10 protein-coding genes are annotated in these 13,969 nt (G+C 58.9%); 3 read left to right on the top strand and 7 right to left on the bottom strand.

From position 1 onward, the window contains the following. The first annotated feature begins 307 nt into the window (after window positions 1–307). Window positions 308–1,603 (top strand): NAD(P)/FAD-dependent oxidoreductase, encoded by a 1,296-nt coding sequence (locus tag M9Q49_RS00050; protein ID WP_254506493.1) that lies wholly within the window; start codon window positions 308–310, stop codon window positions 1,601–1,603. An 11-nt stretch (window positions 1,604–1,614) separates the two neighbouring features. On the opposite strand, the gene M9Q49_RS00045 is transcribed toward M9Q49_RS00050, so the two are convergent. The 4 genes from M9Q49_RS00045 to M9Q49_RS00030 all read right to left on the bottom strand — a co-directional run bounded on the left by M9Q49_RS00045 (window position 1,615) and on the right by M9Q49_RS00030 (window position 7,572). After that, window positions 1,615–5,331, bottom strand: a complete 3,717-nt coding sequence (locus tag M9Q49_RS00045) for a DUF4132 domain-containing protein (RefSeq protein WP_254506492.1) — start codon at window positions 5,329–5,331, stop codon at window positions 1,615–1,617. Between the two features lie 191 nt (window positions 5,332–5,522). Continuing rightward, entirely contained in the window at window positions 5,523–5,915 is a 393-nt protein-coding gene (locus M9Q49_RS00040; RefSeq protein ID WP_254506491.1) for a hypothetical protein, read from the bottom strand. Window positions 5,916–6,019: 104 nt separating this feature from the next. Beyond that, entirely contained in the window at window positions 6,020–6,952 is a 933-nt protein-coding gene (locus M9Q49_RS00035) for a hypothetical protein (protein ID WP_254506490.1), read from the bottom strand. Beyond that, the gene (locus tag M9Q49_RS00030) at window positions 6,949–7,572 is read right to left on the bottom strand and encodes a hypothetical protein (RefSeq protein ID WP_254506489.1); all 624 of its coding nucleotides are present in this window, start codon (window positions 7,570–7,572) and stop codon (window positions 6,949–6,951) included. Before M9Q49_RS00030 ends, M9Q49_RS00035 begins: the two co-directional genes overlap by 4 nt. Before the next feature lie 415 nt (window positions 7,573–7,987). Here M9Q49_RS00030 and M9Q49_RS00025 point away from each other — a divergent pair, with 415 nt between their 5' ends. Then, entirely contained in the window at window positions 7,988–8,791 is an 804-nt protein-coding gene (locus M9Q49_RS00025) for a DUF1570 domain-containing protein (RefSeq protein ID WP_254506488.1), read from the top strand. A 712-nt stretch (window positions 8,792–9,503) separates the two neighbouring features. After that, entirely contained in the window at window positions 9,504–10,583 is a 1,080-nt protein-coding gene (locus tag M9Q49_RS00020) for a porin family protein (RefSeq protein WP_254506487.1), read from the top strand. Window positions 10,584–10,682: 99 nt separating this feature from the next. Here the strand turns inward: M9Q49_RS00020 and M9Q49_RS00015 are convergent, their stop codons facing one another. From M9Q49_RS00015 to M9Q49_RS00005, 3 genes are all read right to left on the bottom strand, one after another. After that, window positions 10,683–12,296: a Do family serine endopeptidase gene (locus M9Q49_RS00015; protein ID WP_254506486.1), complete on the bottom strand. Its 1,614-nt coding sequence runs from the start codon at window positions 12,294–12,296 to the stop codon at window positions 10,683–10,685. Beyond that, window positions 12,280–12,534 carry a hypothetical protein gene (locus tag M9Q49_RS00010; RefSeq protein WP_254506485.1) on the bottom strand — a complete coding sequence of 85 codons (255 nt, stop codon included), beginning with the start codon at window positions 12,532–12,534 and terminating at the stop codon, window positions 12,280–12,282. Before M9Q49_RS00010 ends, M9Q49_RS00015 begins: the two co-directional genes overlap by 17 nt. A 253-nt stretch (window positions 12,535–12,787) precedes the next feature. Further along, window positions 12,788–13,810: a hypothetical protein gene (locus M9Q49_RS00005; RefSeq protein ID WP_254506484.1), complete on the bottom strand. Its 1,023-nt coding sequence runs from the start codon at window positions 13,808–13,810 to the stop codon at window positions 12,788–12,790. Window positions 13,811–13,969: the final 159 nt, after the last annotated feature.

Here is a 13,969-nt window from a genome sequence, read left to right as displayed (position 1 = left end):
GGGAACCATCGCCTCTTCCCAAATGCAACTCGATCGCGGTGGTGATCTCACGATAACTCATTCGTAAAGCGAAAGCGATTTTAATACCGCGCTGAATTTTTCGTTTTCAATCTCAGTTGAACACCGGCCCCACCATGCGGTGCCATTTCTGGTCATTGCTTGCGTCCCGCGCCGACAGTTTGTCGCCCTCGCGCTGAAAAACGCACAGCTACGAGGCATTCAGACCTCAGCTCTTGACGACACTTGTTGAAACAACTATTGTGCAATTGACCTGCCTGGGAACCCTTCTCTCCACAGGATTTTGCTGATGACCACTTCTTCATCGCCTGCCGAAAACCCTGCTGTCGAAACCACCGATGTCGTTGTGATCGGCGGCGGTCCCGCCGGTGCAACGGTCTCCACGATCATCGCGCAGCACGGTCACAAGGTGCAGCTGTTCGAGCGCGAGCGCTTTCCGCGGTTCCACATCGGCGAATCCTTGATTCCCGAAACGTATTGGGTCCTCAAGCGGCTCAACATGCTCGACAAGATGAAGGGAAGCCACTTCGTCAAAAAGTTCAGCGTGCAATTTGTCACCGACAAAGGCCGTCTGTCGGAGCCGTTCTACTTTCACGACAACAAGCCGCACGAGTGCTCGCAAACCTGGCAAGTGCTGCGGAGCGAGTTCGACCTGATGATGCTCCGCAATGCCGCCGAACATGGCGTGCAGGTGCATGAAGGGGTGCGCGTGCTCGATGTGCTGTTCGAAGGAACTCGCGCGGTCGGCGTGAAGGTGGAAGATGAAAACGGCCAGCAGCGCGAAGTGCGAGCCAAGGTCGTCGTCGATGCCAGCGGTCAAAGCTCGCTGCTGCTCGGGAAACTTGGGCTGCGAGTGTGGGACAACGATCTGAAAAAAGCCGCCGTTTGGAGCTACTGGGAAAATGCCTATCGCGACACAGGCCGCGACGAAGGCGCCACGCACGTGATGCAAACGGAAGGTAAGAAGGGTTGGTTCTGGTACATCCCGCTGCACAACAACATTGTCAGCATCGGCGTCGTTGCCGAGCACTCGTATCTTTTTCAGAACCGCGCGTCGAAAGATCTGCAAGACATTTACAACGAAGAAGTCGCCCGCTGCCCCGGCCTGCAGCCGCGACTCACCAATGCCAAACAAGTCGCGCCGATGCGAGCGGCCAAGGAATACACCTATCGCTCGACGCAAGTCGCCGGCGATGGCTGGGCGCTGGTGGGCGATGCCTTTGGCTTCCTCGATCCGCTCTACTCGTCCGGCGTGCTCCTCGCGCTCCGTTCGGGTTCGGTCTGCGGCGATGCCGTGGCCGAAGGTTTGAGCAAAGGCGACACATCGGCTGCGCAACTCGGCAAATGGGGCCCCGATTTCATCACTGGCATGAACCGCATGAAGCGTCTCGTCTGCGAATACTACGACGGCTTTAGCTTCGGCCGGTTCGTGAAGAAGCATCCCAACTTGAAGGGACACCTTACGGATCTCTTGATTGGCGATCTGTTCGATGACAAGGTTGACGATGTGATCGAGCCGATGAATGAAATCCGCGCCGAGATGGCTGCTGCAGCGGCAGCGAAAGCGACGGCTGCCGCGCAGTAGCGTGGGCGGGGCTACAGCCGCTTCTCCCACTCGGCATCGAAACCGCTTCCCGCCGCGGCGATTGTCTTCATGTCGCCGAGGCATTCGGCAAGCAGCACGCTGGGAACGTCCTTGAGTTGGAGATTGCCAGCGCGGTTGTAACCGCTGTCGCGACCCGGCGATTTTCTTGCGAAGCTCATCGTTGTGAGTGCGACGGTGCGGTTCTCTTCCGGTAAGCCGTTCCCGCTGAAGCTTAGTAGCACTTCGATGCCCAGGCCGGGAAATGCTTTCGAATAGCTGTAGAACCAACCGCCATCCTCGGCCTGACCGCGGGTGTAGCCGAATTTCGTCGCCAAGCCGCGGAGCTTGAAGGCTTCGACGAGATGTCCTTGGAAATCGTCGGCGCTCGTCGTCTTTTGTTTCGCTGCCGGCAACTCATACGGAGCGCGAGCGAACTGCGCAAATAACGGCGTGACATCGTAATCGGAAAGGTGTTGTGCCCAAGCCTGCGTGGTCTCCGGCGACACGTTGCAGGCATGCGCGACGCGAATCGAGCTACCAGCGGGCGGGGTGACGGGATTGTCTTCGAAGTCCGTAAACGAGCCGTCATCGAGCGGCCGAAAAGTCTGCACCACCTCGCCATCAACGAGCACCGCCCACACGAGTCTCTGCACTAGAAACCGCACGAGTGGATGCTGATGCAGATACAACTCCCAATCGGCAAGCGGCCAAGTTCGCTCGGTACACATCGCTTCATATAACCGCGTCTGCGTCAGGCCAAATAGCTTTTTCACTTCGGTCTTGGCCACCGAGTAGGTTTTCTTCGCGGCCTTCGCGAGTTCAGCGTCGTCATCTTTGCGCGGATCGGGGAGTTTTTTCAACGCCTTCCCTTCGGCGTCGTAAACGGTCAGCTCCAAATCGGCATTCACGCGCAGCAGAAACTTGCGCGGGCCGAAGTCGAGCTCGAGTTTTCCTTCGTCATCGAGTCCGCACGTCGGCATCGTCCGATCGGCCAGTTCATCGAGCGACCAGCCCTTGCGCTCGGCGAGCAGCTGAATGTATTTCTCGGCCTCTTCGCGAATTCCTTTCGTGCGAAAGCGATTCGAAATCGAGAGAATGTATTGAATCGCCAGCGGCCGATCGACGCCGGAGAGCATGGCGATGAGCGCCTTGCACTGCGCCGCGCGATAGCCATACCACTCTTTCAAATACCGCTGCACCGGCCCGACGGCAGCATCGCCACAGCAAGCGCCGGCCACGGCGAGCATGCCTTTCTCCGCAACGGCGGAGCCGACCTCGCGTTGATATTGTGCAAAGAGCTGATCTTCGAGTGCCGACTGACTCTGCGGAAAGCCCGCAGGAATGGGCTGCTTGTTGTTCTGATACCACTGGATGCTGTGCTGATAATACTGCCATTGCTGCGGCGCATTCTTCTTGGCTTTTGCACGGGCTTCGTCATCGGTCAACCCACGTTTCAAATCCTGACCAAGCCAGGCCTGCAGCACAAAGTTGCCGAACTCCTCGCGGTCATTCTTGCGAAAGAGTTCGCAATAACGCTTAAGGAGCGCGCCGGGCTCCGCCGTCTTCAATTTGAAGCTCTGCACAATCAGCCAGATGAGCGTTTCCGTCGGAACTGGCTTGCCGCTATCTTGCCAGCGAACTCCTGGCAGCGTGTCGAAGGGAAAAAAGACGAGGGCTGTCGGCAGGCCCTTCGCAAGATTCTTCTGCGCATCGGCTTGCAGTTTTTCGCGATCGAGAAACGGCGAGATCGATTCGCCAAGTCGCTCGAGCGCGGTCAACATCGTATCGAACGTGGCGTCTTGTTTCTCGTTCTTGGCTGCGACCACGAGCGGTTTGATTGCTACCTTGTCTCCCAACCTCCCGATCCATTCGGCTGCATTTTGTCGTGTTTGAAAGCTGCCGCTGCTGAGCGCCGTGGCTAATCGCTCTTGCAAGTCGGGAAGTCTCGCTGCAATCGGTTGCGCTTGTTGTCGCTCGTGTTTGTTTGTGCTGATGGCGAGTTCCCACACTTTGCCGACGATGGCCGGTGGCACGACGGGGAATTTGCGCAGCAACCGAAATGCACCGGCGCGCTGCCATTCACTTTCGTATCTCGTCTGGTAGTCGGTCGTTTGCACCGGAATGAACGAACGTTCGAGAGCTGCCAGATTTGCATACAGGTAAGGCCACACGGCTTCGGCTTCCCAGTCGAAGGCTTGCCAATATTCATAGAGGGACAATTGCAGGAGGCTGCCGCTATCAGCTCCCACCGCCTCCACAGCGGCGCCGAGTTCGGCCAGCGTGATCGGCGGTGAATGCGTCGCGCGATACTTTTCAATCGAATCAATCGCCTGCGATTCCACAGCTTTTCGGCCGCTCAGCGGAATCGCATGAATGACCACCAGCCAACGAACCAGTTGAATCAGTTGCAGATCGGGATTCTCCAACAATCGCTGGTGAGCAGCGGTAATGTCCCCTTTCAGGTATCCACCGTAGAGCCCAGCTTCCTGCAAGTATCCGTGCGACTGCGCGGCAGGCTCTCGCTTGCCTGCCAGAATCGCGCACACAGCATCGACCCAATCTTTCGGCAGTGATTCGAGCCGATGATTGGGATGAAGGTGCGGATTGGCAGCTGGGTTATTGAACTTCTCGTTGTGAATCGCGCGCTGCTTTTCGTGGCCACCAGCGATCGCTTCAATCGCTTGCCGGAGAGCAGGTGTGACGGGCGCGTGCAAATCTAGCGGCGGGAGTGGCGGCACTTCGAGCACAAGTGGCTCCGCCGTTGCGGTCTTCACTTCGCCGAGTGCCGCTTGCAGCACTTCGCGCACCGGCGCCGATTTTTCGGTTTCGAGCAACTCGCGCAGCAGCGGCAAAGTCTGCTCGCCGTAGAAACGGCCTAACAAACGAATCGCGTGCTCACGCTGGTTGCGATCACCTTCGCGGGCCAAGCGTTCGACGTGCGGCCGAGCTTCGTCGGAGACCTTCCGCAGCACCGGCCAGGCGGCATCGCGAACTTGTTTCGAGGACTCGGTTGCGCACGTAGCCAACTCTTCGACAAACACCGCCAGCGGCACGTTAGCATCGATGAGCGTTTCGAGGGCGGACACTCGCGATATGACATGTCCTTCCAGCAAATAGGGCACGACCAATGACCGCCGCTCGGCCAGCACGGGCCCGAGACCTTGCATACCAAGACGCAGTTGCTTGCGGACTTGAGAATCCCAGGGTCGCTTCTCATCAAATTCAAAAATGCCGTGTAAATACTTGTCGATGTCAGCGCCCGCTTCCTTCAGCAGCTGTTCGATCAACGGAAAGGGAAAATTCGCGGGCTTACGGTCGGTGGTGTAGAACTGCCCAGTGATTCGATTTGCCTCTTGTAGCAGCACCTCCAAGCCGCGCGAGTTTCCCAGCCACTTTTGCAACAAGAAGCGATCCTTTGGTGCATTGCAAACGGCAGCCTCGAAGACCTTGATAAACCGCTGAAATAGCTCGATATCAAAGTTGGTCAAGTCACGAAAAAACGTCTGCCAAGAAATAGGATCGGCTTGAAAACCATACTGCTCCAGCGCGCCCAAACGCAGGTCCTTGCCCGCTTCCCACATCTTGTTCAGTACGGACTCTTCGTCGCCATCGATGATGTACTTCATCAGGCGGTCGGCAATTTCACGATCTTGTTTCCGCATCGGCTCGAGGATTTTTTCGAGCGTCACAATGCTGTCCGCGCTGAGTGCCGCCGGGTTCCGATACATGGATAAGCCTGCTGAGGAGAGCCGCAAGACAAGAAGTGCGGTACCAAAATACCCCAGCTAGGTGCCTGAGTGAATCGGCCGAAAACCAAGAGCGCGCAGCAGCGATCAGCACTACCTACGGATCAGCAAGCAGGAAGAAGCCGGAGGCTAGCGCCTGGCGGCTGAACCGGATGCATTCAACACTAGTGGAGTTACTTCACCAGTTCGATCTGCTTCGCCTCTTTCACCTCGAGGCGGGCGATCTTGTCTTTGAGATTGAGCTTGCCGCGGACGCGCACGGTCTTACCCTTGAAGTGCTCGGCGGGATCCTCGATGCCAGTCTTCTTCAAATCGGCAGCGGCGGCTTTGGTGATGGTGATCGCGATGTTCTTGGGATCGCGGAAGTTCTTTTCGCTATCGAGGTAAACCGCGCCGCGATCGGCGAGCAGATTCTTGGCCGATTGAATCGTCAACTCGACATAGACATCGCTGCCGGCTTTGGCGAGCGCCTCTTCGACCGTGAGCGGCTTCTCGGGAGCTTCTTCAGCGAAGAGGGGAGCGGTGACGAAGAAAAACACGAACAGCGCAAGAATGGTGCGGAACATAGCAAGACATCCAGAGGCGGAAGTTGGCGAATGAGAGGTAGCGGCATTATCGCTCGCAGCCCGCCTCATGCAAAGAAGCCCCTGCGTGCCCACATCAAATAACCTCAGCCTCTTCCCACAATCTGAATAATCTGACCAAGCGGCAGCATGTAGGCTTGGATGAGGAGCATGCCGCCGAGAAAACCCCAGCGGTATCGCCACTCGTCGCGCGGGCATTGCGCCAGACCGAGTAGCATCAGCATCCAGCCGAAGCCGCGCACCGGCGCGACGCTGTAGGTCGTTACGGCAAAGAGAATGAGGAGCAAATTGCGCGCGCGGTTCGTCCAGCGATTCGACGGCAACAAATACAATCCGCCGATCAAACCTTCGATCAGCACCGTCCACCACGTGAGAAAGTGCGCGAGGAACTTCACTTGCCCGCCGCCCGACAGTTCGACTGTGGGAACGGTGACGCCGGCAGGATAGCTCTGCTGCAGATCGCGCAGCTCGCGATTGGCAGCGAGTGTTTCCAACGGCAGACCAGTCGTCCACGAAGTGAAGTGCGCGAAGCGTTCGTCGGCGATCAGTTCATACGTAAAGAACCGATCGTCGAGGTACTGCGGCGTGCAGGCCTTCCAAGCCATGGCAAACAGCATGCAGAGCGCGATCAGCAACCCACTGCTGCGGCGCAGCGTTTCGGGTTGATCGCTGCGCGGCATCGAGAAGGTCGAGCAAAGGGCCAGGCACCAATAGACGAACAGGTACTTGTGATTGTCGGACGATTCCCAGTTGAGATAAATCGTCGTTCCCAGCAGCGCCGCCGTCAGATACCAGAATGCCGGTGTATTGAGCCAACGGCGAAACACCAGCCCGGCCGCGAACAACGGCAACAGCAAGAGCTGCAGATACCAGGCCTGTGGCGCGTGGACGAGCAGATGCAGCAGCGTGAGCGGCGGCAGCACCACGAACGGATCGAGCTGCAACCAGCGCGGCGGCAGTTGCGTCGGCGGCGATTCAACGGCTGACTTTTGCCAGCTCGGCGGAGAAATGGCAATCATGGCCTCTTCTCCGTGATCGGTAGCGAAGAGAAGAACAGCAACTGCGGTACGAGCCGCGTCGTGCCCGGGCTCATCGTTTGTTTCCAAACTTCTACCCGCACCAAGTCAAACGGAATCGTCGCCGCCGATTCGGGGTCGCTTGTCGCGGCGAGCACAGTTGTCGGCAGCGAGACGTTCGTGACGGCTGATCCGCGGCGCATTTCGCGCAGCCGTTCGCCGGTCAGGGGGACATCGACCGGTTGCCGACGTAGTTGTTCGTTCAGTTGTGCCTGCCGGAGTTGTGGGTCGAACCAGTAGCGTTTGGCGAGCCGCCGCGCGATTTCGTCGGCGAGTTCTTGATTCGGCGCGGCCCGGAGTTCGGCGACTTTTTTATCGAGGTCGTTCGGAATCTGCACCGGCGTTCGGCCCGCGGCGGTTTGAACGTAGGCATGAACGAAGCGGGCGCCTTCGCTGTCGATCGTCGAGAACATGCCGAAGCTGCCGCCCTTCCAGGGCGTTTGGCCAGCCGTTGCCACGCGATACAAATGCACGGCAGCCACTAGGCACAAGCAGATCGGCGCGAGCCAGACTCGCCGCGCGAGCAAGCCGGGATCGGTCGGTGCATTTGTTTCAGTCGACATAATCGGAACCAGGAACGAGCCTGCGATGCTTACCTACGGGCAAGTGTAGGTCGCAGGAGAGAACCTGCTGGTGGCTTGGCCCCCACCGAGCTTGCTCGGTGGAGCCGTGATTTTGCACTAGCAGGGCGATTCCGTATGCCTTTCGCCCCCACCGATCTCTGGTCGGTGGAGCGAGTGATTTCGCCGCAGCTTCAATCATGTGCTCCACCGAGCAAGCTCGGAGGGGGCAACGCTCTCTGGGGATGCGGTCTGGTGCAAAATCGTTTCACCACCGAGCAAGCTCGGTGGAGTCTGATCTGCCGCCTGCTGCCATCCAGCAATCTTCACAGATTCGCCTTGACCGGCTGTCGAACGCATCGGTACATTCCCACCCCTTTCCCAGCCGGGTCTTCTCTGTGGATGGCGAACCTGCGCGATGCTATCACTGCTTCCAATTCGCTGCGCAGTTTCTCTGGCGTCGAGCTGCGGTGCACTCCTGCTGCTACTGATTCTTGCCGCCAGCGGCGCTGCGCAAGAGTCGCGCTGGCCAGCCGAGAAGACCATCGGCATCTTCCGTTGCCATGCCGATTTTCAATTCGGCCGCGATGAACTACTCCTCAATCAGCTGGGCGATCTTTCGCGCGACCTCACCGAGATCCTCGGTTTGCCGGCTTCGCGCGAGTCGGTGCACCTCTTTCTGTTTCATGATCGCGAAGCCTATCAAAACTATCTGAAGACCTACTTTCCCCGCATTCCTTATCGCCGGGCCCTGTTCATCAAGTCGAAGGGGCCGGGGATGGTTTTCGCCGCGAAGGGGGACGATTTTGAAATCGATGTCCGCCACGAAGCGACTCACGCACTGCTGCACACCGTGGTGAACGGCTTGCCGCTGTGGCTCGACGAAGGACTCGCCGAGTATTTCGAAGTCCACAAGAACGATCGCTCGTCGAACAATCCGCACCTCGCCGACCTGCGCCGGTTGCTGCAAACGGCTGAGCCGCCAGCACTCCCCACGCTCGAAGCCATCACCGATTTTGAACAGCTCGGTCGAGACGAATATCGCGACTCGTTCGCCTGGGTTCACTTCATGCTGCACGGCCCGCGCGAAGCTCACGAAGAGCTCGTCAACTACATCTCCGAGCTCCGCGCCAATCAACAGCCAGAGCCGCTCAGCCGGCGTCTGCGTCGGCGGCTTCCCGATCTCGACCGGCGGTTCGCCGATCATCTCTTGGGCCGCTAGTGCCCGGCAAGCCGCACTAGCCACCAAACATCGGCTCGGCCATGACTCCTGCTGGGTCTCGCGCACATTTGCTGGGTCGACGGGATCCAGCACATTGCCTTCTCGCCGCGCGCTGCTGAATTTCCGCGAAATTCACGCTTTTCGGCGCAGTTTCAACGTTGGCACGCGATTCGCCAAGAGAGGCCTGTCGTGCGACTTCAGCACGCGTGAGTTCAAACACGTTTAAGTAGCGACAAACAGCCGATGCGAGTCAGTCGAATTACGAGCCAGTTCAGCGCAACCGTCCGCCGGGCCCGCGAAGCGATTTCACCGTCGCCAGTGCCGCCCCGTGCCGTCGCTGCGGAACCGACTTTTAAAGAGCAACTGATCCGCGTCTTGCTGCTCTGGTGTAGTTGTTGTTGGAACTAGCCGCGAGGCAAACTCGATAGCGTTGACAACGCGTCATCTTTGACCGGGATCGACCTCAAGCGGTCCCGGCACGAATCAATCGAGTGGCCGCTCAGGCCGCTGCGCGCAGCACTCGCTGGAGAGACGAGTGGCTGCGCGCGGCGGACCTTCCTTGCCTGCGAACTTCTAATGCCGGGCTCTCAATTCCCGGCGCACGTCATTTCTTCGGGCCGAATCGGTTGCTAGCGGCCCAATTTCGCCTTGACGCCGCGGGGCTGCATCAGCACAATCCCGCCGCCAAAAAATCTCACGATTCCCTGCGCTCATGCAATTACTTTTCTCACACCTTCGCTGGCCGACATACCGCCTCGCCCTGCTGGCGATCGGCTGTTGTTGCGCGCTAGCGTTGTGCTCAGCGAGTGAAGCGTGGGGACAAAACCCAATTCGCAAAGTCGGCAGCAGCGGCACGGCCAACGCGCCGACCAATCCGCTCCGCTCGTCGTCCGAGTCGATCGCGCTCACACGCATCGATCCCAATGTGAAACCTACCCAAGCGCAGGAAACGCTGCCCACGCCGTTGCGTCTTTCACCAATGGGGGCGGCACCGATGGAGACGCAGCCGCAGCAGCCGCCGGGTGTGCCCATTCCTGGTTCACAGCCGGAGCAATACATCGAGGGCGATCCTAACCAGGCTTGGCCTGCCGATGCGCCCGCGATGGATCACTACGGCGGCGGCCGTTTTGGCAATCATCATGGCCAGGCATACCCGGCGCGCGAGCCGTGGTTTTCGCACAACGATCCGAACGATGCCGGCCGACACACCGGTTGGGGCGATCCGCTCACCGGCACCAGTTGGCTGAATCGGCCGTGGTACGTCGGCGTGTTTGTTGGCGGCATGATCGCCGATGACATACTCGAGGATCACGTCTATTCCGATAGCGGGCCGATCGTCGGCTTGCGGCTCGGTCACGACTTCGATCACTTCTGGGGCTGGGAAGCCCGCTACGCTTATTCGCGCGTGGAGACGTTCAACGTCGCCGGCACGCCGATCAGTGATCCAGCTCGCGAATACTATGTCGATCTGGCTCTGCTGCATTACCCGTGGGGCGATTCGCGCTGGCGGCCTTACTTGCTCGCCGGCCTGGGCTTTATGAATGCCCGTTACATGAACGAAGCAGGCCAGGGAATCGACGATACCGTCCTCACCATGCCGCTGGGCGTCGGCTTGAAGATGTATCAATCTCCCTGGTTCACCATTCGCTTCGATGCCACCGCGAATCTTTCTTTCAGCGGAGCGCACGTCGATCCGATGAATAATTTCAGCCTGATGATGGGCGTGGAATACCGCTTTGGCGGCAAGCGACCGAGTTACTTTCCGTGGACCGGAAATACGTCGTACTGGTAAGTCGATTGCATCCGCGCAAAAAAGTGGCGTGAAGTTTTTAACCTCCACGCCACTCTCGTTGGTGTCGGAAGACCGCCTGCAGGCGGCACTCCAACTTGCTTAGTTCTTCAGGACGACGAAGCGCGAACCTTCGCTGCTCTTCACGAGCAACATCAGGCCTTTATCGAGGTCGGCCTTCTTCACCGCAGCGCGGAATTCATCGACACTCTTGACCGGCGTGCGGCCGACCTGCGCGATGACATCGCCTTGCTGCAGACCGGCGTTCGCCGCAGCCGAGCCGTTTTCGACGTCGGTCACAACAACGCCAGCGTCAGCCTTCACGCTCAGCTGTTTCGCCAGATCAGCGGTCAGCGGCGCGACATCGAGGCCCAGGTTTTCGAATGACGACGACTCTGGCTTGCGTGGGCCCGAGCCTTCTTCTTCATTGAACTTGGCAACCTCTCCGTAGCCCTTCGGCTGTTCCTTGATATTCACCTGCAGTGTGACCCGTTTGCCATCGCGGAGCACAACCATCGGCTGCTTGCTGCCGAGATCGGCACGACCGACAACGGCTTGCAGCGAGCGTGGGCTGTTCACCGGCTTGCCGGCAAATTCCACGATCACGTCTTGCGCTTGCACACCCGCTTGCGCGGCCGGCGAATCCTTTTGCACATCGGTGATCAGTGCGCCTTGCGACGTGCTGAGCCCCAATTGATCGGCTAGCGTCTGGTCAACAGCTTGAATGCCGACGCCCAGGTAAGCGCGATGCACCGAGCCATCCTTGAGCAACTGCGAGCTGACCCACTTGGCAACGTTCACAGGTACGGCAAAGCCGATCCCCTGAAAACCGCCGCTGCTGCTGCTGATCGCGGTATTAATGCCGACGACTTCGCCTTGCAGATTCACGAGCGGGCCACCACTGTTACCCGGATTGATCGCAGCATCGGTTTGCAGGAACTCGTTGTGACGCGTGATGCCAATGTCGCGGCCCTTCGCCGAGATGATGCCGGCAGTCACGGTGTCTTGCAGACCAAACGGCTGACCGAGCGCGAGCACCCAATCACCAATCTGCATCTGATCGCTGTCACCCAGCGCGGCATACGGCAGCGAGCCGTTGGCTTTGATCTTGATCACGGCGAGATCGGTGCCTGTATCGGTCTTCACATCTACTGCATCGAACTCGCGACCGTCATGCAACTTCACACGCAACTTGCCGCCGCCAGCGACGACGTGATTGTTCGTGAGAATCACACCGGCAGGATCGATGATCACGCCCGAGCCGCTGCTTTCGCGTCCTGGCATTTGTCGACCCGGCGCGCCTTCGCCACCGCGGCCATCGAACTCACCTTCCGGCATGCCTTCAAAGAATCGCTTCAGCAGCGGGTCGAGTTCGCCCATGCCCGGCGGCATTTGCCGCATGCCGCCACCGCGGGGCATGTTGCGCGGCATTTCGCGCTGCACCAGCTTCGGCTGTTGAATGTTTTGAATCGCGACGACGGCTGGAAGGACGCGGTTCGAGGAGTTACGAAACGCTTCCGACAGCGAATTGGCATGCGACAAATCTTCGCGAGCCTTGGGAGTTGCTACCACCGGCGCTGCCGGGGCTGCTGTCACATGATTGGGCGACAGCAGATGTGTTGACTCAAGAAAATAGCCCGCCGACGTCAGCGTCGCGATGGTGAGCACCGAGCCCATCGCCCAGCGGGAAAACGTATTATTAGCCGATGTTTGCATGATTGAATTTCCTCCTAGGTTTCGAAAGTTGTCCCTTAGCTATTTTGTACGTTGCGCCAAAACAGGCGGTTCTTGCGGAATATTTGACGAAAAACAAAAAGCTGACATGTTCGTCACGTTGCGGAGCTCCGCAGTCAAAATGACAGAAGAGCGCGAACACGCGGGAAGAAAAAGCAGCTGGCGTGCCAAAACGATGCACGTTGACGTTTGAGGCGATTGCCAACATGCGCAGAATCATTGTCGCCGGATACTCCGTATCCGGTGGGTTGAGGTGAACTCAAAACATGCCTAGGAATGAGCTCCGCGAAATTCCGGCTTTGGCGCGCGATCGTGGAAGTGGAGTCGTATCGAGGAAGCGCAATCGCGGAACAACACAACCGCCGAGACTCCCCTCGCCGAACTTGCTGGAATTTCGCTGACGCTTATTCCAGCGGCCCACTGCCTGCAACCGCCACCATCGAATACGGAGTATTCGACGACAATGAGCACAATCACGATCCACGAGGCCGATTCGCCCAGCGGAATTCGCCGGTGCCGGGCGGTTCGTCGTCCGGTACATGCTGCACCGGCACGCAATAACCCCGAACCAGCGCGCTGACCGGGGCCGGCGGCCGCTGGCGAGCCCCCTCTGCCGGCGGGGCGTTATATAACAGGTGATCTGTTTTTGCTTTCGATGTAACCGCTGGTTGCTGATTGTCTTGCGACGTTTTTACTTCGTTCTTGCATAACACTTTATTGCACTCTGCCGAGGAACTCTTCAGCTTTGAGTCCTCGATGGCTGCCGACTTCTGATTCGAGCTATCCTCTTCCACCGCAGCCGTCACGCATGCGAGCAGCGGCGCGCTCACCGGCAATTCTTCGGTCACTTCCGCCTGCGCCGCGATCACTTCGGCATTTCGTTTCTCGGCTTCTTGCTGCCACATGCCGGGCACGCCTTCATCGCCGGGAGTGTCGAAGTCGCCGCTCATCACCTTCCGTTTTACGCCGCGATAGAGCTCCTCGTCGGCCATCTTCGGCGGCTCCGGCACACGCCCATTGTTCGACACATCGACGTTGCCCCGCAGATCAAAGCCCTCAAACTGCACGATCTTATCCGCGGCGAGCAACCCAACATTGAACAGCCGATCATCGCCATCGCGCACCTCCACCGTCCGCTCCTCGACCTCCTCGCCCTTCACCTTTCGCACTTTCACTTTGTGCTTCGTCTGCTTCGACGACTGCCACGCGACCACGGCCTGCTGATGCCAAAATGCGAGCCGATCGCGATGATCGCGAGCCGCCACCCGCAACTGCTCCTCGCGCGAAAACTGCTCCATGCCCGGCGGCGCGGGGAGCGCTCGCCACTTCCGCACCCGCCTGACGATCGCACTCACGCGCGGCTGCTTGATGCCATGCTCGGCCGCCACCGCCGACTGCAACCGCTGCTCGATGACCACGGCTTGATAAATCTGCCGATCGCGCTGCGACACCCGCATCTCAATCGAGCGCAACGGATTCTTCGACTTGGCAGGCATGAGATGACTCCTCGCAAAAAGAAGTGAAAACGAAAGCCAACATGCAATCACACATCATCAAAACGCCGCACGCCACATCGCACGTGCGCAGCACGCTTCGCTCCCTCGCCCCGCCTCGGGGAGAGGGCCGGGGTGAGGGGTTAGCAGCGCTATCGACCT

The organism is Anatilimnocola floriformis (assembly GCF_024256385.1).
GTDB classification, from domain to species: domain Bacteria; phylum Planctomycetota; class Planctomycetia; order Pirellulales; family Pirellulaceae; genus Anatilimnocola; species Anatilimnocola floriformis.
Note: the sequence above shows the minus strand (reverse complement) of the source record. Positions and strands in the feature narration are given on the sequence as shown.

Coding starts and splice junctions, on each gene's coding strand:
- M9Q49_RS00040 (WP_254506491.1), bottom strand. CDS start 5,915: ATGTTCCGCACCATTCTTGCGCTGTTCGTGTTTTTCTTCGTCACCGCT.
- M9Q49_RS00045 (WP_254506492.1), bottom strand. CDS start 5,331: ATGTATCGGAACCCGGCGGCACTCAGCGCGGACAGCATTGTGACGCTC.
- M9Q49_RS00005 (WP_254506484.1), bottom strand. CDS start 13,810: ATGCCTGCCAAGTCGAAGAATCCGTTGCGCTCGATTGAGATGCGGGTG.
- M9Q49_RS00050 (WP_254506493.1), top strand. CDS start 308: ATGACCACTTCTTCATCGCCTGCCGAAAACCCTGCTGTCGAAACCACC.
- M9Q49_RS00015 (WP_254506486.1), bottom strand. CDS start 12,296: ATGCAAACATCGGCTAATAATACGTTTTCCCGCTGGGCGATGGGCTCG.
- M9Q49_RS00030 (WP_254506489.1), bottom strand. CDS start 7,572: ATGTCGACTGAAACAAATGCACCGACCGATCCCGGCTTGCTCGCGCGG.
- M9Q49_RS00020 (WP_254506487.1), top strand. CDS start 9,504: ATGCAATTACTTTTCTCACACCTTCGCTGGCCGACATACCGCCTCGCC.
- M9Q49_RS00035 (WP_254506490.1), bottom strand. CDS start 6,952: ATGATTGCCATTTCTCCGCCGAGCTGGCAAAAGTCAGCCGTTGAATCG.
- M9Q49_RS00010 (WP_254506485.1), bottom strand. CDS start 12,534: ATGATTCTGCGCATGTTGGCAATCGCCTCAAACGTCAACGTGCATCGT.
- M9Q49_RS00025 (WP_254506488.1), top strand. CDS start 7,988: ATGCTATCACTGCTTCCAATTCGCTGCGCAGTTTCTCTGGCGTCGAGC.